Origin of the sequence: Luteimonas huabeiensis HB2, assembly GCF_000559025.1 — a bacterium.
GTDB lineage: Bacteria > Pseudomonadota > Gammaproteobacteria > Xanthomonadales > Xanthomonadaceae > Luteimonas > Luteimonas huabeiensis.
In genome coordinates, this window is record NZ_JAAN01000045.1 from 39,794 (window position 1) to 62,483 (window position 22,690).

The following is a 22,690-nucleotide window of genomic DNA, read 5'->3' on the forward strand; positions in this document are numbered from 1 at the left end:
GTATCTATTCAATCCAGGGATGCCCGATCCTCGCATCCCACGCTTGGAGCTGCTGCTGCGCGAGCGTGGGCTGCTGACCGCCCGCGAAATCGCGGCAGCGCTCGGCATCAGCCAACCGACCGTGTCGCGGACGATCGCCGCCGCGCCGCGCATCCTGCGCATCGGCCGCGCCCGGGCCACGCGCTACGCGCTGCTGCGCGACGTCGCCCGCGCCGGCCATCGATGGCCGCTCTATCGGCTCGACGCGCAGCAGCGCACCGAACAGCTCGGCGAGCTGCGGGCGCTGGCGGGCGGCGGGTTCCATTTCGAGCCCGCGCGGCCGCTGCCCGCCTTCCTCCACGGCGAATTCGCCGACGGCCTGTTCCCGGGCCTGCCCTGGTTCCTGGACGATCAGTGCCCGCAGGGGTTCCTCGGGCGTGCGTTCGCTCGCCGCCTGGCGGCCGACATCGGCGCGCCCGAGGATCTGGCGCGCTGGGGCACGGACGACGTGCTGCTCGCCCTGCTCCAGCACGGCCAGGATCTCCCAGGCGACCTGCTGCTGGGCGAACGCGCGCTGCGATCGGCCGCCCGACAGGCGCTCGACGGCGCCGGCGCCCTGCCCGTCGCGCAACGCGCCGAGCGCTATCCGGCGCTCGCCGAAGCGGCGCTGCGGGGCGACCCGGTCGGATCGTCAGCCGGCGGCGAGCAGCCCAAGTTCGTCGTCCGCCTCGACCCGGGCGACGGCACCGTGCGCGAGGCGATCGTCAAGTTCAGCGAGGCCGGCGACGCGCCGGCGGCGCAACGCTGGGCGGATCTGCTGCGGTGCGAGGCGATCGCGGGCGACGTGTTGCGCGCGCACGGTGTCGCGGCCGCGCAGTCCTCGATCCTGGTCGCCGGTGGGCGCACCTTCCTGGAATCGATCCGCTTCGACCGCACCCCGGACGGCGGGCGCCGCGGCTTCGTGTCGCTGGCCGCCCTCGACGCCGCGTTCCACGGCCACGGCCGGATCGACTGGTGGCGCTACGCGCCGCAGCTCGAACGCGAGGGCTGGATCAATGCCGACGCCGCCCGCCGACTCGCGGTGCTGGGCTGGTTCGGGGCGCTCATCGCCAACAGCGACATGCACCTGGGCAACGCCGGGCTCGTGCTCGACGATCGCCGGCCGCTGGCGCTCGCCCCCGCCTACGACATGCTGCCGATGCTGTTCCGCCCTGCGGTCTCCGGCGAGGTGGTCGCACGGCCCTTCGAGGTCTCGCCGCCGCTGCCCGAGCAGCGTGCGGAATGGTCGATCGCCGCGCGGGCCGCCGCCGAGTTCTGGCGGCGGATCGCAGATACCGGCGAAATCGGCAAGGCGTTCCGATCGATCGCCGCCTCAGCCGCCGCCCAGATCGACCGGGTGCGCTCCCGGCACGGCGACTGAGCGCTCGCCTTGCGCCGGTCCCTTCCCGCGCAAGCGGGGAGCACCCTGTTTTTCCCTTCCCCCGCAAGCGGGGAGCATCCTGTTTTTTCCTTCCCCCGCAAGCGGGGACCATCCTGTTTTTTCCCTTCCCCCGCAACCCGCTTGCGGGAGAAGGGCCCGCTTGCGGTGGACGGAACCGCTACGGCGCCGCAGGCCGAATGTCGATGCGGCCCAGGGCCCCGGCGCTCATCTCGCGCGGGCGGCGTCGGTCGCGGCGCGGCGGGCGCGGAACTCGCTGTCGGCGTCCCACTGCGGCCAGTCCTCGGCATCGGCCAGCGAGCGGGCGAGGCGGTAGACCACGCGGGTGTCCTCGGTCGGGCCGCGCATGTCCCAGCTGTCGTCGAACTCGTCGCCGGGCTGGTGATAGCGGTGGGCGAAGTAGTCCGCGCGCGCGGCGCGGCCGGCCTCGACGCCGCCGTCGAGCTGGTCCATGCCGGGGCCGATGGTGATCGCCGGCACGCCGGCCTGGGCGAAGGCGAAATGGTCGGCGCGGTAGAAGAAGCCGGCCTCGAGGTCGGGATCGGGCGACCAGCGCCGGCCCTCGGCCTGCGCGGCCGTCGCGAGGTCGCGCTCCAGCGAGACCTTGCCCGTGCCCCAGGACGAGATGTCGCGGGTCGGCCCGTCCGGGCTCCACATCTCCATGTTGAGCAAAGCGGCGGTGGTCTCGAGCGGGCGCAGCGGATGGGCGGCGTAGTGGTGCGCGCCCAGCAGGCCGTTCTCCTCGGCGGTCAGCGCCAGGAACAGCAGGCTGCGTGCCGGCCGCGGGCCCTGCGCGAAGGCGCGCGCCAGTTCGATCAGCGAGGCCACCGCGGTGGCGTTGTCGACCGCGCCGTTGATGATCGCGTCGCCCTGCGCATCAGGCTCACCGATGCCGAAGCTGTCCCAGTGCCCGGAGAGGATCACGGTCTCGTCCGGCCGCTCGGCGCCGGGCAGCAGGCCGGCCACGTTGTGGCTGCGGATGCGGCTGCGCTCGACGTCGAAGGCGATCGACAGGCGCGCGTCTTCCAGCGCGAAGCCGCGGAAGCCCGGCTGTTGCGCGCGCTGCTTGAGCGCGTCGAAGTCGTGGCCGGCGTCGGCCAGCAGCCGCGCGGCCGCGTCGCGCTGGATCCAGCCGCGCACGCGCAGGTGATGCGAGCGCGCGTTGTCGCGCACGATGTCGAATTGCGGCCCGGCGCGGCCGTTGCGCACGGTGGCCCAGGGGTACGCGGCCGGGGCGTCCTCGTGCACGATCAATACGCCGGCCGCGCCGCGGCGCGCGGCCTCCTCGTACTTGTAGGGCCAGCGCCCGTACCAGGTCATCGCGCGGCCGCCGAACGCGCCCTCGCCGGCCTCGAAGTCGGGATCGTTGACCAGCACCACGACGATCTTGTCGCGCACGTCCAGCCCGGCGTAGTCGTCCCAGTCCAGCTCGGGCGCGGTGATGCCGTAGCCGGCGAAGACCAGCGGCGCGTCGCGCAGGTCCACGCGGCCATCCGGGTGCAGGCTCTCCACCGCGATGTCCTCGCCGTTGGCCAGCGCGCGCTCGGCACCGCCCACGCGCAACGTCGCCGCCACCGGCCCGGCGATCGCGCTGCGCTCCAGGGTCACCGCCTGCAGCCAGCCGCCGTCCTCGCCGGCCGGCTCCAGCCCGGCGGCGGCGAACTGCTCGGCGATGTAGGCGATGGTCCGCGCCTCGCCGGGCGTGTTCGGGGCGCGGCCCTCGAACGCGTCGGAGGCCAGCACGCGCAGGTGCGCGGCGAGGCGCTCGCCGTCGATCGCCGCGGGGTCGGCGGGCGGCGATCCGGCATGCGCGCACGACAGGCCGAGGACCAGCGGCAACGCGAGGGCGGGGAAACGACGGATCATGCGGCGATCGCTCCTGGACTGGGATCGGCCCAGGATGCGCTACCCGCGCCGCGGAATCCACGCACGGGCCGGCTCAACGCCGCTTGCGGCGCTCGCGCTCGCAGCTGGCCAGGAACTTCAGCGCCGCCTGTTCCCATTGCCGCGGCCCGCGCGCGCCCGCCGCGGCGCGCTCCAGGCGACCGTCCTCCCAGCCCTCGAACACGCGCGGGTCGATGTACGCCTTGCGGCACACCGCCGGCGTGTTGCCCAGCACCCGCGCCACCTCGCAGATCGCCGCGTTGCGCGCCTGGTTCAGCGCCCGCTCGCTCGGCCGGCCGGTGCGCGGCGACGGCGGCGGCCGCGGGGTGCAGCCCAGGACGCGGAAGGCGTGCACGGTGCCGCCCCAGGTGCGGAAATCCTTGGCGGTGAACTGCTCCCCCATCGCCTCGCGCAGGTAGTCGTTGACGTCGCCGGAGGACACCGGCTGCAGCGTGCCGTCGTCGCCGCGGTACTGGAACAGCGCCTGCCCCGGCAGCTCCTGGCAGGCGCGCACCAGCTTCGCCAGGCGCGCGTCGTCGATCTCCAGGTCGTGCTCCTGCCCGCCCTTGCCGCGGAACTTCAGCCGCGCGCGGCCGCCGCGCAGGAAATCGACGTGGCGGTTGCGCAGCGTGGTCAGGCCATAGGAGCGGTTGCTGCTGGCATAGGCCTCGTTGCCGACGCGCACCAGCGTGTCGGCCATCAGCGACACCACGATCGCCAGCACCTTGTCGCGCGGGAATCCGGGCAGGCGCAGGTCGGCGCGCAGGCGGCGGCGCAGCCGCGGCAGCGCGCGGCCGAAGGCGATCACCCGCTCGAACTTGCCCAGCCCGCGCGCCTGCGCCCATTGCGGGTGGTAGCGATATTGCTTGCGCCCGCGCGCGTCGCGGCCCGTGGCCTGCAGGTGGCCCCGCGGGTGCGGACAGATCCACACGTCGGTGTACGCCGGCGGGATCGCGAGCGCGCGGATGCGCGCCAGCGTCTCCGGATCGCGCAGCGTGCGGCCGTCGGGCAGGCGGTAGCTGAACCCCTTGCCGGCGCGCCGGCGGCGGATGCCGGGCTGCGCATCGGTGACGTAGACCAGCCCGGCGAGGCGGGCGTCGGCGCGCGGATCCGCGCACGGGACGCGGTCGGCATCGGAAGCGCGCGCGGTCGGCATGCGCGCCAGCTTGTGCACGAGGGCGTCAATGCGGCGAAAACCCAGCATGCCATGCGTCGGTTAACCGGGCCGACACGAACGCACGGGCACACTGAACGCCCGCCCGCGCCCCCGAGGAGCCCCGCATGCGCATCGCCACCGCCCATACCGTCCCCGTCCTGGGCCTGGCCGTCCTGGTCCTGGCCGCCTGCGCGCCCGCCACGCGCGACAGCGGCGCCGGCGACGGCACGACCGCGTTGCCGCCCGTCGCCGGGGCCTGCGATGCCGGCCGCGTGCAATCCTTCGTGGGGCAGGCCGCGAGCGACGACGTGGTCGAGCGCGCCCGCGTCGGCGCCGGCGCTTCGGTCGCGCGCACGCTGAAGCCCGGCCAGGCGGTGACCCTCGAATACATGGAAGGCCGCCTCAACCTGTACCTGGACGAGGCCGGGACGATCGCGGAGCTTCGCTGCGGCTGACACAGGCCTTTGCGTTTCGTTAGCGCCGCCGTAACGCCCGCCATACGCGCGAACCCGCACGCTGGCCATCGATCCCTGGCCGCAGGAACCGACATGTCCCCTCTGATCCGCCTGTCGCTCGCGTCTGCGTTCGCCCTGGCCCTGGCGGCGTGCCAGCCGCAGTCGCCGGAACCGACCGACACCCCGCCCCCGCCCGCCAGCGGGAACTCGGCAGTCCCACCGCAACCGCCCGCATCGACCGGCCCGAACGCGCCGGAACCGGTCCAGGCCGACCCCATCGACGGCACCACGCCGCCGAGCCAGAACGCCGACCGGCCGCCGACGCTGGCGCAGCCCCCCTCGACGGATCCCGCCGACGAACAGATGCCACCCGAGGATCCCGAGTCTCCGCCGACCCGCTAGGCGCCCTGCGCCCATCTCTCTCTCCAAGGTCGTCGACTTGCCGCCCCTCGCGGGGCGGCATTTCTTTCAAAGTCGCCTTCAGCTCGCCGGGGAGCGGACCGCGTCACCGCCGGCAGTAGTGGGGCATCACCGAGAATTGAAGGCGCTTGTCGGCATCGGCCGCCAGCTGCGACGCATCACCGAACGCGTCGTAGGCGATGAACCCACGCAGGGTGCCGCCCGGTTCGATGCGGTGCTCACCGCAGCCGCCCGGGCAGTAGCCGAAGTTCTCGTCGCGAGCCGGCAGCGAACCGGCTGCCGTCTGCAACGTGGCGAGGTTGCTGCCCATGTGAAGCTGGCCGACGCGACTGGGCCAGCTCTCGACCGCAACGCATAGCGGGAGAGTGTCGTGGGATTGAAGCGCCAGGTCGAAACGCTGGTCCGCTGCGTTGTCGACGACCTGCAGCGCGTACCGATCCGGCGTCGCTCGCGTTGAGGTTTGCGCGCATGCGCCGGCCAGGAGCACGGCAGCCGCCAGACCCGCCACCCGCGCCATGCCGATTGCTCTCACCGGGAAAAATCCATGATGTGATCGGGATTGATGAGGCGCTGCTGGCCGGGGAGCGACCTGAAACTGCCCTGTTCGTCCGGAGAGCCGAACTTGTAGGCCGGATATCCGTTGAACACCTGATCCTTGTAGCCGAGCACGGCGTGTCCCATTTCGTGTCCGACGCCCCACGTGACCAGGTTGCGATTGCCCAGCTGTGCGTGGTCGAGGTTCACGATCACCTGCTTGGGACCGGTGGTGGGCACGCCCATCATGGCGCTGGGCGTCATGTTGCTGAAGGCGGCCGTCATCGCTTGCGCCGACATGCCGTTGGCCGGGATCGCGGACGGGCTGGTGTCGCGCAAGGCAGCGGCCATCGCGCCCATGTCCGATGCGGCCTTCGCCATGTTCTCCGGCGTCGCGGAGCCGGCGCCGAACGTGCGCTCGAACGAGCGCTCGACGCGACCCAGCCCCCTTCCGGATTCCAGGGCGTTGGTGATCCGGCCCGCGGCCTTCTCGAGGCTGCCGGCGGCGCTCTGCTGCGCGCTGTCGAAGTTGCGCCATTGCCGATCGGTCCAGCCGGTCCCGCGCGAAAGCCGCCCATCCGGATCGGTGAAGCGATAGGGATTGTTGTTGGCATAGGAGTAGCGGTTGAAGTTCTGCCCGGTGTTGGGATCGGCCTTCACCGGGTCCGTCGATACGAAACGGGCCTGCGCAACGCCTGTCGCAAGGCACGCCACGATGCCTGCTGCCGCGAGTGTCTTTTTCATAGCTGCCCCCTCTTTTCCTTTTCCTGGTCGATGGATTGCAGATAGCGAGATCGGTTCTGTGCGGTCGGCGGGTGCCATCCAAGAGCTTCGGCCTTCGCGAACCATTCCAGGTTCGCGCGGCTGCGCATCGCGTAGTCGGCTTGCAGCTCGGGCGGGATGTCAGCCGGTCGCGCGTAGCGGCTGTTGTAGCGCTGTTGCAGCTGCAAGTAGTACGCGTTGGCCTTCTGGATGATCGCTACGACATCGGTCGGATTGGCCGCCAGCACCATGTCTGCCACGACCATCAGGTCGTCGGCACGACGGTTGGCGGCCAGCGCTTCCATGAGCGTGCTCGCCATCACGCCAACCGCTTCGCGCGGGGCGAGCGGCCGCAGGTAGATTTCGTTCTCGAGCGCGAGCGCACCGATGTCCAGGTCGCGCTCGTAGCTGCTGTCCCACTTGTAGCCGCCGGAGGTCGCTTCGACGTTCAGCCAGTCGTGGCCATCGGCGAACTTGGTCATCACGTGCTCGGGGCCGGTTGCCAGAGTCACAACCAGGCCGAGCCGCTGGCCGATGATCGTCACCAGAGTCGGCATCGACACGCAGTTGCCCTTGCGGGTGCGCAGGTACGTGGAAAGCAGCTTGTTCTCGCGCTGCCGGCCCATCGGGTCGTCGAGGTCGTAGCGGAAGGGTCGATGGTCGTTCCAGTCGCCGGCGGTGTAGAGCGTGGACAAGAGCACGTCCATCCGCGCGCGCGGCGTCAGGCCGGCCGGCGTGCGGGCAGCGACCGCGCGGGTCAGCCGGTCCAACTCGCGCTGGACGGCCGCGACGTCGATGCTCGGATCGATCAGGCGGTCGATCGCGATCTTGGCGGCCGCGAAGTCCACGGACTGATCGGGCTGGGTGAGGTGCCGCTGCAGGTCGGCGTAGGCCGAACCGGGCGTGGCCTGGGCGACGTAGGCGCACGCGAGGAGGAGGCCAATGCCCCCGAGCGTCCGAGCGAATGATCGCATCCCCATGCCTTCGTCCCTGGCAACCCCTGCTGCCACCTTACCCCCGGCGCGGGCGCTGGGCAATCGCTGAAGAACGCCCCATCCCGACGCCGGGCCGACGCATCATCGACGCGTCGTGCACAAGCGCGACCCCGGTCGCCCCCAACGCCGCCCCAGACAACCGCCTCCCGCCACCGCGCCCAGTCGACCGGTTCCGTCCTGGCGAACGAAACGCCGCGCCCAGACACCGAGATGGCCGCGCCCAGGCAGCCCGGTGTCGTGAAGAGCGCCATGCGCGCGCGCGCCGGAACGGAATATCCCGACCGAGGGAACCGCGCGTCCCAGCCACTTAACAGGCTGCTGAAATACTGTTTCTGAGGCTCGAAAAAGAAACAAATCGAATCAATTCGCGTATCCCTGGAACGAATAATCAATGGTTGGGTGGGTGTCGTAGGGATTCTTGAAAGGTGTCAAACAGTACTTCAGCAGCCTGTTAAGCGCGGCATGCCAGCAGGATCGCGCAGTGCCGCTTCTTGCCCCCGACGCAGGGAAGCCTTGCCGACGTCAGCGGTTGAGCAGCACCCGCGCGGTGTCGATCGCCAGCTGCTCGACGCGGCCCTCGAAGCCGCTGCGGCCGGAGGGATGCACGCCGTGCCCGTTGGCCACGGCACCGGCGACCGCTGCGGTGACGTCGCGGGCGGTGGCGAGCTGCGACTGCAGGCTGCCCTCCAGCGCGCCCACCGCATCGGCGGCGCTGGCGAAATCGCCGCGGGTCGCGCTGTCTAGCGCGCTGCGCGCGGCCGAGGCGACCTCGGAGAGCGAGCGTGCGACCGCGCCGATGTCGCCGATACCCGGCGCGCGGCCGTTGGTCAGCGCACCGGAGGCGAGCGCATCGACCGCCGACTGCAGCGACATGCCGGCGCCCGGCACGCGACCCGCGAAGGCATCGAGCGCGAGGTTGGCCGCCTGCTGGAAGCCCGCCGGCACATTGGTCGAGATCGCATCGCGCGCGGCCTCGGTCAGGCTGCCGCCGACCAGGCCGTTGGCCACGCCCATGATCGCGCCCGGCAGGCCGCCGGTGGCGAAGCCGACGACCGCCGCGCCGAGGATGCCCTGGTCGATCCCCAGCGCATCGGCCAGGTCGCCCAGCGCGCCGGCCAGGCCGGTCGCATCGGCCAGCCCCCCGAGTGCCTCGCCGATGGCGGCGCCGAGGGACTCGGCCATGCCGCCCAGGGCGTCCGCCGCCGCGCCGAGCGAATCGGCCGCGCTCCCGGTCCCGCTGGTTCCGTTGCTGCCGCTGCTGCCGCTGCTGCCGCCGACGCCGCCGGCACCATCGCTACCGTCGCTCATGTCGTCCGCTCCACCAGGTCTCCCGGGCGAAGCTAGCGCCGCGCCAGCGCGCCGGTAAGCTGGGACCGACCCTAGGCGGTATCGACGCCCAGCGCGCGGGAGCCTTCTTTTCCCCGCAGGCGAGGGCCACCTTGTTTTTCCCCTTCCCCCGCAAGCGGGGGCGGGAGAAGGGACGATGTGCACCCGCTTGCGGGAGAAGGGACGATATGCACCCGCTTTGCGGGAGAAGGAACGACATGGGCCCGCTTGCGCGGAGAGGGGGCAGCGTCGCGCTGCAGGTCGAGTATCGATACCCCTGGAGCCCGCGCGGCGGCCGGCGCCGACGCGCCCGGACGGCGCCGCTACGATCCGCCCGCCGCGCCGCGCTCGCGCGACAGGGCGTCGAGGATGCGGCGGCCGGCGCGGCCGTCGGCGGGGGTCAGGCCCAGGCGCCGTTGCTCGGCCTGGATCGCGCGCCGGGTGTTGGTGCCGATCATGCCGTCGACCTCGCCGATGTCGTGCCCGCGCGCCAGCAGCAGGGTCTGCAGTTCGCGCCGCTGCGCGCGCGACAGGCCCGGGTCGTCGGTCGGCCACGGCGCGCGCGGCACCTGTCCGCCGCGCAGACGTTCGGCGAGGAAGGCGATCGCCAGCGCGTAGCTCTCGGCGGCGTTGTAGGCATAGATCGCGTCGTAGTTGCGCAACACCACGAAGGCCGGTCCCTCGCGCCCGGCCGGCAGCAGCAGCGCCGAGCGCGTATCGGCGACCAGGCCGCCGGCGACCAGCGGCGAGCCGTCGTGGCGGCGCACGCCGCGCGCGGCCCAGTCCGAGAGCGGGCGCCGCTTCGTGCGCCCGGCCTGGGCGGCGTCGAATCCGGCCGGCACCCGGACCTCGAAGCCCCAGGGCTGGCCGCTGCGCCAGCCCGACTGCTTGAGGTAGTTCGCGGTCGAGCCCAGCGCATCGGCGATGTTGCCGACCAGGTCGCGGCGGCCGTCGCCGTCGAAATCGACCGCGATGCGCGCGTAGGTGCTCGGCATGAACTGGGTGTGGCCGAAGGCGCCGGCCCAGGAGCCGGTGAGCCCTTCGGCGCGGATGTCGCCGGCCTGCAGCAGTTTCAGCGTGGCGATGAATTCGCCGCGGAAGAACGCTTGCCGGCGGCCCTCGCACGACAGCGTCGCCAGCGAGACCAGCAACGGCCGCTTGCCGAAGACGCGGCCGTAGTCGCTCTCCACGCCCCACACCGCCACCACGGTCGCCGGATCGACCCCGTAGCGCGCCTCGATGCGCGCGAGCAGGTCGGCATGGCGGGCGAGCATGGCGCGGCCGTCGGCGACGCGCTCGTCGTCCACCAGCGCGGCCAGGTAGTCCCAGATCGGCGTGGTGAACTCCGGCTGCGCGTCGAGCAATTCGAGCACGCTGCGGTCCGGCGCGAGACCGGCGGTGAAGCGGTCGAAGGACGCGGCGCTGACGCCCTGGGCGCCGGCCGTGGCCTTGAGCCCGGCGAGGCAGCGCGCGAACGCCGGATCGGGCGCGGCGACGGGCGAGACGGCGGAGGCGGCGGGCGCCGGGGCCTGCGCGTGAACGGCGGCGGCCGGCGCGGCCAGCAGCAGGGCGAGGGCGAGGGCGAGGCGATGCGACGGGGCGGAGCGGTTCGACGTCATGGCCGGCAGCATACCCAGGCGGCCGTCGCGCTGCCCGCCGCGCCGCGCGGCGTTCATGCCGGCGCCAGCAGCGCCAGCGCGAAGTCGCCCTGCGGATCGGTCCACCATGCGCGCAGCGCCAGGCCGGCCTGCGCGGCCAGCGCCGCGGCGCTGTCGCGGGTGTACTTCTGGCTGATCTCCACCGCCATCGCCTCGCCCGGCGCGAACGCGAACGTGCGCCCGCCCACGCGCACCGTCTGCGCGCGCAGGCTCACCAGGTCGGTTTCGATGCGCATGCGCTCGCGCGCGTAGACCGCGCGATGGGCGAAACCGCCGAGGTCGAAATCGCTGCCGATCTCGCGGTTGAGCCGGGCCAGCAGGTTGAGGGTGAACTCGGCGGTCACGCCGGCGGCGTCGTTGTAGGCGGCCTCCAGCCGGCGCGGGTCCTTGTCGAGGTCCAGCCCGATCAGCGCGCGCCCATCGGCGCCGGCCGCGTCCCGCATGCCGCGCAGCAGGGCCACCGACTGCGGGCCGTCGAAGTTGCCCAGCGTGGAGCCGGGGAAGAACAGCAGCGTGCGCGCGGGCGCGCGCGCCGGGACCGGCAGCGCGAACGGCCCGGTGAAGTCCGCGCACACCGGCAGCATCTCGATCTCCGGGAACAGGGCGCCCAGCCGCGCGACGCTGTGCTCCAGCGCGCTGCGCGAGATCTCCACCGGGGTATAGGCCACCGGCGCGTCCAGCCCACCCAGCAGCAGCTCGGTCTTGCGCCCGCTGCCGCTACCGTACTCCACCACGTGCGCGCCGGCGCCGATGGCGGCGGCGATGTCGGCCATGCGCGCCTGCAGCAGCGCCAGCTCGGTCGCCGTCAGGTAGTACTCCGGCTGCCGGGTGATGCGCTCGAACAGCGCCGAGCCGCGCGCGTCGTAGAAGTACTTCGAGGGCAGCCGCTTCGGCGTGGCCGACAGCCCCTGCACGACGTCGGCGAGAATGCGCGCCGGGGTGGGCTGCAGATCGACCAGCCCGCCCCGCTCCACCGCCCCGCTCACGGATCGCGCGCCAGCCGCAGGCCGGCGAACTGCCAGCGCGCGTGCGGGGGAAAGAAATTGCGGTAGCTGGCGCGCACGTGGCCGCGCGCGGTGGCGCAGCTGCCGCCGCGCAGCACCCACTGCCCGACCATGAACTTGCCGTTGTATTCGCCGAGGCTGCCGGTCCAGGGCCGGTAGCCCGGCCACGGCCCGTAGGCGCTCGAGGTCCATTCCCAGACGTCGCCGAACAGCTGCGCCGGTCCGGGCCCGGGCGGATCCTGCGCGGCCATCGGCTGCAGCACGCCGTCGTCGGCGAAGTGACCCTGCGGCGTTCCCGCGGCGGCGGCGGCGCGCTCCCACTCGAACTCGGTCGGCAGCCGCGCGCCGGCCCAGCGCGCGTAGGCGTCGGCCTCGTAATAGCTGAGGTGGCAGACCGGCGCCGCGGCATCCAGCGCGCGCCGGCCGCCGAGGGTGTGCGCGTGCTCCAGGTCCTCGTCCCAGTACAGCGGCCGCGCCCAGCCCTGCGCCTGCACCACCGCCCAGCCGTCGGACAGCCACAGCGCGGGCTCGCGGTAGCCGCCGTCCTCGACGAAGGCGCGGTACTCCAGGTTGCTCACCGGCCGCGAGGCCAGCGCATGCGCGGGCACCAGCACGCGGTGGCGCGGCGATTCGTTGTCGTAGGCGAAGCCGGCCTCGCCCGGCCACGGCTCGGCGCCGATCTCGACCACCTCCTCGCCGGCCTCGCACCAGGCCATCGGCCACGGCTCGGCGCTGGGGCGCGGCAGGTCCTGGCGGTAGGCCGGGCGCAGCGGATTGCACGAGAAGGCATGCAGGATGTCGGTCAGCAGCAGCTCCTGGTGCTGCTGCTCGTGCTGCAGGCCCACCAGCAGCCGGCGGCGCGCCTCGTCGTCGAGATCGTCGTCGCGCAGGCGGGCCTCGATGCGTGCGTCCACGACGTCTCGGTAGTCCAGCACCTCGTCCAGCGACGGCCGCGAGAGGTGGCCGCGGCAGGGGCGCGGGTGCGCCGGGCCGAGGCTCTGGTAGTAGCTGTTGAGGACCGCGTCCCAGGCCGGCGCGTGGGCGCGGTAGCCGGGCCGCGCGGCCAGCACGAAGCGCTCGATGAACCAGGTCGTGTGCGCGAGATGCCATTTCGCCGGGCTGGCGTCGGGCATGCTCTGCACCATCGCGTCCTCGGCCGACAGCGGCGCGGCGAGCGCGCGGGTCCGCGATCTGACGTGGGCGAACAGGCGCTGGAGTTCGTCGGGGTCCGGGGCGGCGTGCGGAACGGCATGCATCGGCCAAGCGTGCGGCCGCCGCGGTGACCGCAGCGTTACGGCGCGCGCTCAGCCGATCGCGTCGAGGTAGTACCAGCGGCCGTCCTCGCGCACGAAGCGGCTGCGCTCGCGCATGCGCACCGCGCTGCCGCCGCCGATCCGGTAGCGGGCCACGAACTCCACCTCGGCGGCGTCGGGGCCGGCGGGGTCGTGGCCCAGCACCTTCAGGCCGAGCCAGACCGGGCGCTCGCCCGCTTCGAGCTCGCTGCGCGACGGCCGCGTGGAGGGGTGCCAGGTGCGCAGCAGGTAGCTGCCGTCGCCGCGCGCGTAGGCGCTGTAGCGCGAGCGCATCAGCGCCTCGGCATCGGCCGCCGGCGCGCCGGCGTGCAGCGGGCCGCAGCAGGCGGCGTAGGCGCCGCCGCTGCCGCAGGGACAGTCCGCGTCCATCAGCGGCGGGGGCCGCTGGCCTCGACGAAGCGCAGGAACTCGGCGCGCGTACGGGCATCCTCGCGGAAGCTGCCGAGCATGGTCGAGGTGATCATGCTGACCCCGCGCTTGTGCACGCCGCGGGTGGTCATGCATTCGTGCGCGCCCTCCACCACCACGCCCACGCCCAGCGGCCCCAGCGCGCGCTGGATGCAGCCGGCGATCTGCGCGGTCATCTTTTCCTGGACCTGGAAGCGCTTGGCGTAGGCATCGACCACGCGCGCCAGCTTGCTGATCCCCACCACCCGGCCGGCGGGCAGGTAGCCCACGTGCACGCGGCCGATGATCGGCGCCATGTGGTGCTCGCAGTGGCTTTCGTACTCGATGTCGCGCAGCACGATCATCTCGTCGTAGCCCTCGACCTCCTCGAAGGTGCGGGCCAGGTATTCGTCGGGGTCGAGCGCGTAGCCGCTGAACCACTCGCGGTAGGCCTTGACCACCCGCTTCGGCGTGTCCTGCAGGCCCTCGCGGGCCGGGTCGTCGCCGGCCCAGCGCAGCAGCGTGCGCACCGCCTCCTCGGCCTGCTCACGGGTGACCTCGGGCGGGGTGTCGGATGGTTCGGCCATTGCGCGGCTCTGTCGGCGAGAGGGCCGGACATGTTAACGCGCCGTCGCCGCCGCTCAGCGCTCCTGCGCGCGCTCGCGCTCGGAGAGCTGCCGCCAGGCGTGCTGGATGGCCGGGTAGGCCTGCGCCCACTCCAGCCGCGAGCGCCCGCGCAGCGAGGGCCAGTCGGCCTCCAGTTCGGCCGCGACCAGTTCGGGATCGCGCTGGCGCCGCGCGTAGGCGTCGAGCGCCAGGCCGTAGGCGGGCGCGTAGTCGTCCCAGGTCATGCCCTCGACGTAGTACTCGGCCCGCCGGTAGATCTGCTCGAAGTGGCCGAGATCGCCGCGCGGATCGGCCGATTCGGACAGGCGGTGGCCGAGCAGCGCGCCCAGCGCCACGCCGGCGACCACGCCCGCCACCAAGCCGGGCGGGCCGAACGGCAGGTAGCCGATGCCGCCCAGCAGGACGCCACCGATCAGGGCGCAAGCGCCGGCACCCAGCACGTGGACCTTCTGCAGGCGGGCCATGGTCAGTCCAGCATCCGGCCGTCGCCGCGGCGGCGGCCGGCCGCGTCCTCGAAGACGTGGCGGATCGCCGCGCGCGCCTCGGTCCAGGTCAGCCGCGAGCCGTCGCGGGCGGCCTCCCAGCCCTGCTCCAGCCGCGGCTCGATGGCCTCGAAGGAGGCGGCGGAGACGCCGAGCGCCGTGGCCTGCTCCATCGCGTAGCGATAGGCCGGCGCATAGTCGGACCAGGCGCGGCCGCTGGAGAAGTAGGGGGCGTCGCGATAGCTGCGGCGGTAGTACTCGTAGGGGGATTCGTCGCCCGGGCGACGGCCCGATTCGACCGGCGGACCGGACGGCACGGCGTGGGCGTGAGACTTGTCCATGGCGGGGGGAACGGCGCGCGTGGGGGGCTGGGGCACACCGTAGGCCACGGGCCGGTCCGCGAGCGGTGAAATCGGCGCGCGCCGCGCCCGCGGCGACACGCGCCGTTCAGAGATGCGCAGACGGTGCAGGCGCGCTCGCCGCGCCGGGTGGGACGGTGCGCGCCCGCCGGCGAGCGCCTAGCCGCGCCCGGCGATCGGCTGCGGCATGGCCTGCGGCCAGCCGCCGGCGAAGCTGCGGAAGACCCCGGCCGCGGCGGCCACGCTGCGCGCGCGCGCCGCGGCGGCGGCGTCCTCGGCCTGCAGGCGGGTGCGCTCGGCCTCGAGCACGTCGAGCAGGCCGACCGCGCCGGCGTCGAAACGCAGCCGCGCCAGGGTCGCCGCCCGCGCGCTGTCGCGCGCGGCGCGCTCGAGCAGGGCGTCCTCCTCGCGGCTGCGCGCGTAGCGCAGCAGCGCGTTGCCCGCGTCCTCCAGCGCCAGCAGCACCGCCTGCCGGTATTCGGCCAGGGCGAGGTCGGCGCCCGATTCCGCCGCGGCCAGGCGCGCGCGCACGCGGCCAACGTCCAGGAACGACCAGTCGATGCCCAGCGCCACCCGCCGCGTCTCGCTGTCGCGCTCGAACAGGCCGCCGGCATCCACCGCCTGGCTGCCGATCAACCCGGACAAGGTGAAGCGCGGGAACAGGTCCGCGGTGGCGATGCCGATCCGCGCCGTTGCCGCGTGCAGCCGCTGCTCGGCGGCGGCGATGTCGGGCCGGCGCCGCAGCAGGCCGCCGGGCGAGTCCGGGTCGAGGCCCGCGGGCAGCGCCGGCAGCGGCCGCGCCGCGGCCAGGCGCGGCGCCCAGGCGTCGGGCGCCTGGCCGGTGAGCACGCCCAGGCGGTGCATGGCCGCGCCGAGCTGCGCTTCCAGCGCCGGCACGGTGGCGCGGGTGATGTCGAGCTGGGCGCGCGCGCGCGCGCCGTCGAACTCGCTGCCGCCGCCGGCGGCGATGCGCGCCTCGACCAGGCGCAGGGTGTCGGCCTGGTTGGCGACGTTGTCGCGCGCCACCCGCAGCCGCGCCTGCAGCCCGCGGACCTCGACGTAGGTGGCCACCGTCTCGCCGACGATCGCCACCTGCAGCGCCTGCAGGTCGGATGCCTGCGCGGCCGCGTCGGCGCGCCCGGCCTCCACGTTGCGGCGCACGCGGCCGAACAGGTCGAGCTCCCAGGAAGCGGCGATGCCGGCGCCGTAGCCGTCGGCGTCGCGGGCCTCGCGCGCCGCGCCCGGCGCCTGCGAGGCGGACGCGCGCGCGGAAGCCGCCTCGCCCTGCGCGACGATCGTGGGCAGCAGGTCGAAGCGCGCGCCGCGCAGCAGCGCGTTGGCCTGTTCGTAGCGCGCCAGCGCCGCCTGCAGATCGTGGTTGCGCGCCAGCGCCTCGCCGACCAGCGCATCGAGCAGCGGATCGCCGAACGCGTTCCAGAACGCCGCGTCGGCGGCGACGACCGCGCCGGCGGGGTCCGCCGCCGCGGTGCCGTCGATCGGGTCGCGGAACGTCTCGGCGAGCGTCGGCGGCGCCGGGCGGACGTGCTCGGGCCCGACCGCGCAGGCCGCCAGCAGCGCCGCCGCCAGTGTCGCGATCAGCGGACGGGTCACCACGGCAGCGCCTCGTCCAGGTAGAAGTAGCCGCCGGTCGGGCCGTCGTCGTCGATCAGCGCCAAGCGCACGCTGGTGCGCGCGCCGTCGGCGACCTCGAGCTCGCCGTTCTGCTCGTCGCCGGCCTTGTTCATGTCGGTGCGCACGTAGCCCGGATGGATCGTGTTGACCTTGATGCCGGCGTCCTTGAGGACGTGCGCCAGATGCACGGTCCACGCGTTCACCGCGCTCTTGGACACGTTGTAGGCCGGTATGCCCTTCATGTCGTAGATCATCGACGCCGGGTTCTGGTGCTGGCTGATCGAGCCGAGCAGGCTCGACACGTTGACGATGCGCGCCGACGCCGACTTGCGCAGCAGCGGCAGCAGCGCCTGCGTGGTCGCGATCAGGCCGAACACGTTGGTCTCGAACGTCGTGCGCCAGGTCTCGAGCGACTGGCCGGCCGCGCCCTTGGCCGGATCGTCGACGAGGATGCCGGCGTTGTTGACCAGGATGTCGAGGCGTCCGTGGCGCGCCTCGATGGTCCTCGCGGCCTCGGCGATGCTGGCCGCGTCGGTGACGTCGAGCGCGATCGCCTCGACCGGCAGGCCCTCGGCCTGCAACTCGAGCGCGGCCTCGACCGCGCGGTCGCGGTTGCGGCCGGCCAGCAGCGTGTGCACGCCGGCCTCGGCCAGCTGGCGCACGGTCTCGAGGCCGATGCCGCGGGTGGCGCCGGTGACCAGCGCGATCCTGGAAGTGGAGTTCATGGGAGGTCCTCTGGGTCTTGGGGGATGGGGGGTCAGGCCTGGGCGGCATGGACCGTGGGCGGGCCGTGCGAGACCAGCGGCCGGTTGGCCAGCTTGCGCAGGGCGACGTAGAACACCGGGGTCAGGAACAGGCCGAACAGGGTCACCCCGACCATGCCGGCGAACACGGTGATGCCGGTGGCCGCGCGCACCTCGGCGCCGGCGCCGCTGCCCAGCATCAGCGGCACCACGCCGGCGATGAACGCGATCGAGGTCATCACGATCGGCCGCAGGCGCAACCGGCACGCCTCCAGCGCGGCCTCGACGATGCCCTTGCCCTGCAGTTCCAGCTCGCGGGCGAACTCGACGATCAGGATCGCGTTCTTGCACGCCAGCCCCATCAGCACCACCAGGCCGACCTGCACGAACACGTTGTTGTCGCCGCCGGCCAGCCAGACGCCGAACAGCGCCGACAGGATCGTCATCGGCACGATCAGGATCACCGCCAGCGGCAGGGTCCAGCTCTCGTACAGCGCGGCCAGCACCAGGAAGGCGAGCAGCACCGCCAGCGGGAACACGATCAGCGCGGCGTTGCCCTGGGTGGCCTGCTGGTAGCTCAGGTCGGTCCACTCGATGGTCATGCCCGGCGGCAGCACCTGCGCGGCCAGCCCGGTCAGCGCGTCCATCGCCTGCGCCGAGGACAGCTGCCGCGGATCGGACTCGCCGGCGAGATCGGCGGCCGGGTAGCCGTTGTAGCGCAGCACCGGGTCGGGGCCGTAGGTCTGGCGCACGTCGACCATCGAGCCGATCGGCACCATCTCGCCGTGCTCGTTGCGGGTGCGCAGGTTGGCGATGTCCTCGACGCTGTCGCGGAACCGGCCGTCGGCCTGGGCGATGACCTGCCAGGTGCGGCCGAACTGGTTGAAGTCGTTGACGTAGGCCGAGCCGAGGTAGGTCTGCAGGGTGTCGAACAGCTCGGTCAGCGGCACGCCCTGGGCCTTGGCCTTCTCGCGATCGACGATCGCGTCGAGCTGCGGCACGTTGGCCTGGTAGCTGCTGATGGGAAAGCCCATGCCGGCAGTCTGCGAGATCGCCCCGGTCATGCCGTCGACCGCATCCTGCAGCGCGCCGTAGCCCAGGTTGCCGCGGTCCTGGATGAACAGCTGGTAGCCCGATCCGTTGCCCAGGCCGAGGATCGGCGGCGGCATCATCGCGAAGGCGAAGCCCTCCTGCAGCGCGCCGATGCGCTGGTTGATCTCGGCGTTGATCTCCGCCGCGCTGCGCGAGCGCTCGCTCATCGCATCGAGCACGACGAAGGCGACGCCGGTGTTGGGCGTGTTGGTGAACTGCAGCGCGTTCAGGCCCGGGAACGAGATCACGTGGGCGACGCCCTCGGTGTCCATGGCGATGTCGGCGACCTGGCGCAGCAGCGCGTCCGAGCGCGCGATCGACGCGCCTTCGGGCAGCTTCACCCCGGCGATCAGGTACAGCTTGTCCTGCACCGGGATGAAGCCCGGCGGCACCGCCTTGAACAGCCCGCCGGTGGCCAGCAGCAGGCCGGCGTAGACCAGGAACACCAGGCCGCGGCGACCGAGGATGCGGCCGACGCCGCGCTCGTAGCGCGCGGCGCTGGCGCCGAAGAAGCGGTTGAACGGGCGGAACAGCCAGCCGAACGCGCGCTCGATGCCGCGCGAGAGCCGGTCCTTGGGCGTACCGTGCGCCTGCAGCAGGCGCGCGGCCAGCGCCGGCGACAGGGTCAGCGAGTTGATCGCCGAGATCACCGTGGAGATCGCGATGGTCACCGCGAACTGCTTGTAGAACTGCCCGGTCACCCCGTCCAGGAACGCCATCGGCACGAACACCGCGCACAGCACCAGCGAGATCGCCACGATCGGCCCGGAGACCTCGCGCATCGCCTGGTGCGCCGCGGCCAGCGGGCTCAGCCCCTCCTCGATGTTGCGCTCCACGTTCTCGACCACCACGATCGCGTCGTCGACCACGATGCCGATCGCCAGCACCAGGCCGAACAGGGTCAGGGTGTTGATCGAAAAGCCCAGCAGGTGCAGCACCGCGAAGGTGCCCACGATCGACACCGGCACCGCCAGCAGCGGGATGATCGAGGCGCGCCAGGTCTGCAGGAACAGGATCACCACCAGCACCACCAGCAGCACCGCCTCCAGCAGCGTGGAGACCACCGCCTTGATCGAATCGCGCACGAAGATCGTGGTGTCGTACACCGCCTCGTACTTCACGCCCTCCGGGAACGAGGCCGACAACTCGTCCATCGTCGCGATCACCTGGTCGCGGATCTGCAGCGCGTTGGCGCCGGGCGCCTGGAAGATGCCGATGCCCACCGCCGCCTTGCCGTCGAGCTGCGCGCGCAGGGTGTAGTCGCCGGCGCCCAACTCCAGCCGCGCGACGTCCGACAGGCGCACGATGGTGCCGTCGTCGCCGCGCTTGAGCACGATGGTGCCGAACTCCTCGGGCGTGGTCAGCCGGCCCTGCGCGTTGATCAGGGTCAGGAAGCGGCTGTCGGGGATCGGCTCTGCGCCGAGCTGGCCGGCCGAGACCTGCACGTTCTGCTCGCGCATCGCCCGCACCACGTCGCTGGCGGTCAGCCCGCGCGCGGCGATCTGCTCGGGATCGAGCCAGGCGCGCATCGCGTAGTCGCCGCCGCCGAACACCTGCGCGTCGCCCACGCCCGGGATCCGCGCCAGCGCGTCCTTGACGTGCAGCCGCGCGTGGTTGCGCAGGTACAGGGTGTCGTAGCGGCCGTCGGGGGAGGTCAGGTGGACGACCATCAGGAAGGTCGGCGACTGCTTCTGGGTGGTCACGCCCTGCCGGCGCACGTCCTCGGGCAGCCGCGACAGCGCCTGCGCGACCCGGTTCTGCACGCGGACCGCGGCATCGTCGGGATCGACCCCGGGGCGGAAGGTCACCGTGGTCACCAGCACGCCGTCGGAGCCGGCGACGGACTTGATGTACATCATGTCCTCGACGCCGTTGATCGCCTCCTCCAGCGGCGTGGCCACCGTCTCGGCGATCACCTTGGGATTGGCGCCCGGGTACACCGTGCGCACCACCACCGAGGGCGGCACCACGTCCGGGTACTCGCCGATCGGCAGCACCGGGATCGCGATCAGGCCGGCGGCGAAAATGACGATCGACAGCACCGCGGCGAAGATCGGGCGGTCGATGAAGAAGCGGGAGAAATCCATCGCAAACGGTCCTGTGGAGCCGCGCCGTTCGACGGCGGGCGGAAAGGGTCCCGCCCGGTGCGCCGGCGCGCCGGGGGAAGGGGGCCGGCGGGGAGGCCGGCGGGTCGCACGGGCGACCGGGCGGGAGTGAGCGGACTCAGCCGGCGGCAGCGACGGCGGGCGCGGCGGGCGGCGGCGCGTCGCCCATCGCCACGGCCACCGGGCGTACCGGCATCCCCGGCATGAACACCTTCTGCACGCCGTGGACGATGATCCGGTCGCCGGGGGCCAGGCCCTCGTCGACCACGCGCAGGCCGTCGACCATGCGGCCGGGCACGATGTCGCGCCGCTGCGCGGTATCGCCCTCGCCGATCACGTACACGTACTTGCGGTCCTGGTCGGTCAGCACCGCGCGGTCGTCGATCAGCAGCGCCTGGCGCTAGCGGCCGGCGGCGAGCTGCACGCGCGCGAACAGCCCCGGGGTGAACACCCGGTCCGGGTTGGGCACGACCGCGCGCGCGCGGATGGTGCCGGTGCCCGGGTCGACGCGGTTGTCCACGAAGTCCACGCGGCCGGCATGCGGATAGCCGCGCTCGTTGGCCAGGCCCACGCGCACCGGATTGCCGTCGGACTCGCGCGCGCCGTTGCGCATCAGCGACTGGTAGTGCAGGTAGCGCTGTTCGTCGGTCTCGAAGTACACGTGCACCGGGTCCAGCGAGACCACGGTGGTCAGCGCGGTGACGTCGGCGGTGGCGAGGTTGCCGACCGTGGCCAGCGCGCGGCCGGCGCGGCCGTCGATCGGCGAGCGTACCTCGGTGAACTGCAGGTCCAGCCGCGCGCTGGCCACCGCGGCTTCCGCCGCGCGCACCGCCGCCTGCGCCTGCGAGGCGCCGGCCTCGCGCGATTCGAAGTCCTCGCGCGAGATCGCGCTGACCGCCACCAGGTCGCGGGCGCGCGCGTTCTGCGCCTCGGCCAGCCGCGCCTGGCTGCGCGCCTGCGCCAGCTGCGCCTCGGCGCGCGCCAGCGCGGCCCGGTACGGGCGCGGGTCGATGACGAACAGCAGGTCGCCCTTGCGCACCGCGTCGCCCTCCTCGAAGGCCACGCGATCGACGTAGCCGCTCACCCGCGGGCGCAGCTCGACGGTCTCCGGCGCGACCACGCGGCCGGTGTACTCGTCCCATTCGACCACCGGGCGGGCGATCACCTCGGCCACGCTCACCTCGGGCGGCGGCGGCGCGCCGGGTTCCGCGCGGCCGCTGCAGGCCGCCAGCAGGGCCGCTCCCAGCAGGATGAGGCCCGCGGCGGCCGCGCGTGCGCCCGGCCGGCGCGGGAAGGATCGGGAAGGAAGCGGAAGCGTGCGGTTCATGGAGAAGGATTCCGGAACGTGGGAGAGGACAGCAGACGGTCGAGCCAGGCGCGCGCATCGGGCGCGGCGGCGGAGGATGCGACCTCGACTTCGGTCGAGGTCAACGGCCGCGGGACGAACGGGATCACCGCGCGCCCGCGCGCGGCGGCGGGCGCGTCGACCAGCGCCAGCGCGCGGCGCCCGACCGCGCGCGCCTGCGGCCAGGCCTCGCTGGCGTGGGCGCAGTTCTCCGGCGTGCGCACCGGCGCATCCACCGACAGCAGATGCACGTCCACGCCCTCGCGGCGCGCCTCCTCGTGCAGCACGCGCGCGAGCATGCGCAGCGCCGCGGCGGCGATGGAGCGATGGCCGTAGCCGGCCCAGGGATAGCTGGCGCCGGGGCCGCCGACCAGGACGTAGGCCGGCCGCGTCTCGCGCGGCAGCAGGCCGAACAGGTGGCGCGCCGCGGCCAGGTGCGGCAGCAGGTCTTCGTCGAGCGTGCGGCGCAGGACGTCGGCGGGCTGGTCGAGCAGGCGCCCGCAGGCGCCCTCGCCGCCCAGCGCGGCGATCACCCCGCGCGGCCGGTAGCCCAGCGCGCGCAGGCGCCTGGCCAGGCGCGCGGCGTCCGGCTCGCTGGCCAGGCGCGCGACGCGGGTGTGCAGCGGGCCGCCGGGATGGCCGCGGCGCAGCGCGTCCAGTGCGCAGGCGTCGTCGGCCACCGCCAGCACCGGCTGCCCGGCTTCCAGCGCGGCCTCGACGATGCCGCGGCCGAGCGCGCCGGCGGTGCCGAGTACGAGGATCGGCTGCATTGTCCCGATATCGGGATTATCCCTCCCATGGGCCGATCCAATCGGTGCCGCGCCCGCCTGAGGATGCCGCCGGGCGGAATCCGCCGGCGGCATGCCCGATCCCCGAGACGCGGCCGGGCGCCCGCCGCCAAGCCCTTGATCGCCATGAGAAAAAGGCGACTTTTCCGGGCCGGAAGCGGGATCGGAGCGGCCGTCCGGGCGGACGGCGGTGGAGACGGAAGGGT

20 protein-coding genes and 1 pseudogene are annotated in these 22,690 nt (G+C 73.2%); 3 read left to right on the forward strand and 18 right to left on the reverse strand.

Features of this window, described 5'->3' with window-relative positions; translation table 11 throughout:
* The first annotated feature begins 19 nt into the window (after window positions 1–19).
* Window positions 20–1,399, forward strand: coding sequence for a type II toxin-antitoxin system HipA family toxin YjjJ (yjjJ, locus tag Z164_RS0117855; protein WP_043690817.1), 1,380 nt, complete (start codon window positions 20–22; stop codon window positions 1,397–1,399).
* 225 nt (window positions 1,400–1,624) lie between these two features.
* Here the strand turns inward: yjjJ and Z164_RS0117860 are convergent, their stop codons facing one another.
* On the reverse strand, window positions 1,625–3,283 hold the full coding sequence (locus Z164_RS0117860; protein WP_024892042.1) for a M28 family metallopeptidase: 1,659 nt from the start codon (window positions 3,281–3,283) through the stop codon (window positions 1,625–1,627).
* 73 nt (window positions 3,284–3,356) lie between these two features.
* Window positions 3,357–4,505 (reverse strand): DNA topoisomerase IB, encoded by a 1,149-nt coding sequence (locus Z164_RS20970; protein WP_052338518.1) that lies wholly within the window; start codon window positions 4,503–4,505, stop codon window positions 3,357–3,359.
* A 77-nt stretch (window positions 4,506–4,582) separates the two neighbouring features.
* Between Z164_RS20970 and Z164_RS0117870 the strand changes: the two genes are divergently transcribed.
* Window positions 4,583–4,912, forward strand: a complete 330-nt coding sequence (locus tag Z164_RS0117870; protein WP_024892043.1) for an I78 family peptidase inhibitor — start codon at window positions 4,583–4,585, stop codon at window positions 4,910–4,912.
* A gap of 93 nt (window positions 4,913–5,005) precedes the next feature.
* A complete protein-coding gene (locus Z164_RS0117875) occupies window positions 5,006–5,314 on the forward strand; it encodes a hypothetical protein (protein WP_024892044.1) in 309 nt (102 codons plus the stop codon).
* A gap of 103 nt (window positions 5,315–5,417) precedes the next feature.
* Here the strand turns inward: Z164_RS0117875 and Z164_RS0117880 are convergent, their stop codons facing one another.
* The 16 genes and pseudogenes from Z164_RS0117880 to Z164_RS0117955 all read right to left on the reverse strand — a co-directional run bounded on the left by Z164_RS0117880 (window position 5,418) and on the right by Z164_RS0117955 (window position 22,466).
* Entirely contained in the window at window positions 5,418–5,864 is a 447-nt protein-coding gene (locus tag Z164_RS0117880) for a hypothetical protein (RefSeq protein ID WP_152541044.1), read from the reverse strand.
* Window positions 5,861–6,610, reverse strand: coding sequence for an RHS repeat-associated core domain-containing protein (locus Z164_RS23445; RefSeq protein ID WP_081770259.1), 750 nt, complete (start codon window positions 6,608–6,610; stop codon window positions 5,861–5,863). Before Z164_RS23445 ends, Z164_RS0117880 begins: the two co-directional genes overlap by 4 nt.
* Window positions 6,607–7,602, reverse strand: coding sequence for a transglutaminase family protein (locus tag Z164_RS0117890; RefSeq protein WP_024892047.1), 996 nt, complete (start codon window positions 7,600–7,602; stop codon window positions 6,607–6,609). The genes Z164_RS23445 and Z164_RS0117890 overlap by 4 nt, the downstream gene beginning before the upstream one ends.
* A 543-nt stretch (window positions 7,603–8,145) precedes the next feature.
* On the reverse strand, window positions 8,146–8,931 hold the full coding sequence (locus Z164_RS0117895; RefSeq protein ID WP_024892048.1) for a hypothetical protein: 786 nt from the start codon (window positions 8,929–8,931) through the stop codon (window positions 8,146–8,148).
* Between the two features lie 341 nt (window positions 8,932–9,272).
* Window positions 9,273–10,625 (reverse strand): lytic murein transglycosylase, encoded by a 1,353-nt coding sequence (locus tag Z164_RS0117900; RefSeq protein ID WP_024892049.1) that lies wholly within the window; start codon window positions 10,623–10,625, stop codon window positions 9,273–9,275.
* Window positions 10,622–11,593, reverse strand: a complete 972-nt coding sequence (gene egtD, locus Z164_RS0117905; RefSeq protein WP_321166291.1) for an L-histidine N(alpha)-methyltransferase — start codon at window positions 11,591–11,593, stop codon at window positions 10,622–10,624. The genes Z164_RS0117900 and egtD overlap by 4 nt, the downstream gene beginning before the upstream one ends.
* The gene (gene egtB / locus Z164_RS23450; protein WP_024892051.1) at window positions 11,590–12,867 is read right to left on the reverse strand and encodes an ergothioneine biosynthesis protein EgtB; all 1,278 of its coding nucleotides are present in this window, start codon (window positions 12,865–12,867) and stop codon (window positions 11,590–11,592) included. Before egtB ends, egtD begins: the two co-directional genes overlap by 4 nt.
* Before the next feature lie 48 nt (window positions 12,868–12,915).
* On the reverse strand, window positions 12,916–13,293 hold the full coding sequence (locus tag Z164_RS0117915) for a YchJ family protein (protein ID WP_024892052.1): 378 nt from the start codon (window positions 13,291–13,293) through the stop codon (window positions 12,916–12,918).
* Window positions 13,293–13,898: a GTP cyclohydrolase I FolE gene (folE, locus tag Z164_RS0117920; RefSeq protein WP_024892053.1), complete on the reverse strand. Its 606-nt coding sequence runs from the start codon at window positions 13,896–13,898 to the stop codon at window positions 13,293–13,295. Before folE ends, Z164_RS0117915 begins: the two co-directional genes overlap by 1 nt.
* Before the next feature lie 54 nt (window positions 13,899–13,952).
* On the reverse strand, window positions 13,953–14,402 hold the full coding sequence (locus tag Z164_RS20975; RefSeq protein WP_024892054.1) for a hypothetical protein: 450 nt from the start codon (window positions 14,400–14,402) through the stop codon (window positions 13,953–13,955).
* A 2-nt stretch (window positions 14,403–14,404) separates the two neighbouring features.
* Window positions 14,405–14,761, reverse strand: coding sequence for a hypothetical protein (locus Z164_RS21550; RefSeq protein ID WP_024892055.1), 357 nt, complete (start codon window positions 14,759–14,761; stop codon window positions 14,405–14,407).
* Window positions 14,762–14,938: 177 nt separating this feature from the next.
* Complete coding sequence (locus Z164_RS0117935; RefSeq protein ID WP_201769613.1) at window positions 14,939–16,390, reverse strand: efflux transporter outer membrane subunit; 1,452 nt, start codon at window positions 16,388–16,390, stop codon at window positions 14,939–14,941.
* The gene (locus Z164_RS0117940; RefSeq protein WP_024892057.1) at window positions 16,387–17,136 is read right to left on the reverse strand and encodes an SDR family oxidoreductase; all 750 of its coding nucleotides are present in this window, start codon (window positions 17,134–17,136) and stop codon (window positions 16,387–16,389) included. Before Z164_RS0117940 ends, Z164_RS0117935 begins: the two co-directional genes overlap by 4 nt.
* A 32-nt stretch (window positions 17,137–17,168) precedes the next feature.
* A complete protein-coding gene (locus Z164_RS0117945; RefSeq protein ID WP_024892058.1) occupies window positions 17,169–20,333 on the reverse strand; it encodes an efflux RND transporter permease subunit in 3,165 nt (1,054 codons plus the stop codon).
* A 136-nt stretch (window positions 20,334–20,469) separates the two neighbouring features.
* Window positions 20,470–21,678 (reverse strand): annotated as a pseudogene (locus Z164_RS20985) (efflux RND transporter periplasmic adaptor subunit).
* Window positions 21,675–22,466: an SDR family oxidoreductase gene (locus Z164_RS0117955; protein WP_024892059.1), complete on the reverse strand. Its 792-nt coding sequence runs from the start codon at window positions 22,464–22,466 to the stop codon at window positions 21,675–21,677. Before Z164_RS0117955 ends, Z164_RS20985 begins: the two are co-directional and overlap by 4 nt.
* Window positions 22,467–22,690: the final 224 nt, after the last annotated feature.

Excerpts from the sequence above, each read along its gene's own strand:
- Z164_RS0117945 (WP_024892058.1), bottom strand. The coding sequence starts at position 20,333 with ATGGATTTCTCCCGCTTCTTCATCGACCGCCCGATCTTCGCCGCGGTG.
- Z164_RS0117860 (WP_024892042.1), bottom strand. The coding sequence starts at position 3,283 with ATGATCCGTCGTTTCCCCGCCCTCGCGTTGCCGCTGGTCCTCGGCCTG.
- Z164_RS0117875 (WP_024892044.1), top strand. The coding sequence starts at position 5,006 with ATGTCCCCTCTGATCCGCCTGTCGCTCGCGTCTGCGTTCGCCCTGGCC.
- egtB (WP_024892051.1), bottom strand. The coding sequence starts at position 12,867 with ATGCATGCCGTTCCGCACGCCGCCCCGGACCCCGACGAACTCCAGCGC.
- yjjJ (WP_043690817.1), top strand. The coding sequence starts at position 20 with ATGCCCGATCCTCGCATCCCACGCTTGGAGCTGCTGCTGCGCGAGCGT.
- Z164_RS0117895 (WP_024892048.1), bottom strand. The coding sequence starts at position 8,931 with ATGAGCGACGGTAGCGATGGTGCCGGCGGCGTCGGCGGCAGCAGCGGC.
- Z164_RS23445 (WP_081770259.1), bottom strand. The coding sequence starts at position 6,610 with ATGAAAAAGACACTCGCGGCAGCAGGCATCGTGGCGTGCCTTGCGACA.
- Z164_RS0117940 (WP_024892057.1), bottom strand. The coding sequence starts at position 17,136 with ATGAACTCCACTTCCAGGATCGCGCTGGTCACCGGCGCCACCCGCGGC.
- Z164_RS0117915 (WP_024892052.1), bottom strand. The coding sequence starts at position 13,293 with ATGGACGCGGACTGTCCCTGCGGCAGCGGCGGCGCCTACGCCGCCTGC.
- Z164_RS21550 (WP_024892055.1), bottom strand. The coding sequence starts at position 14,761 with ATGGACAAGTCTCACGCCCACGCCGTGCCGTCCGGTCCGCCGGTCGAA.
- folE (WP_024892053.1), bottom strand. The coding sequence starts at position 13,898 with ATGGCCGAACCATCCGACACCCCGCCCGAGGTCACCCGTGAGCAGGCC.
- Z164_RS20970 (WP_052338518.1), bottom strand. The coding sequence starts at position 4,505 with ATGCTGGGTTTTCGCCGCATTGACGCCCTCGTGCACAAGCTGGCGCGC.
- Z164_RS0117900 (WP_024892049.1), bottom strand. The coding sequence starts at position 10,625 with ATGAACGCCGCGCGGCGCGGCGGGCAGCGCGACGGCCGCCTGGGTATG.
- Z164_RS0117870 (WP_024892043.1), top strand. The coding sequence starts at position 4,583 with ATGCGCATCGCCACCGCCCATACCGTCCCCGTCCTGGGCCTGGCCGTC.
- Z164_RS0117890 (WP_024892047.1), bottom strand. The coding sequence starts at position 7,602 with ATGCGATCATTCGCTCGGACGCTCGGGGGCATTGGCCTCCTCCTCGCG.
- Z164_RS0117955 (WP_024892059.1), bottom strand. The coding sequence starts at position 22,466 with ATGCAGCCGATCCTCGTACTCGGCACCGCCGGCGCGCTCGGCCGCGGC.
- Z164_RS20975 (WP_024892054.1), bottom strand. The coding sequence starts at position 14,402 with ATGGCCCGCCTGCAGAAGGTCCACGTGCTGGGTGCCGGCGCTTGCGCC.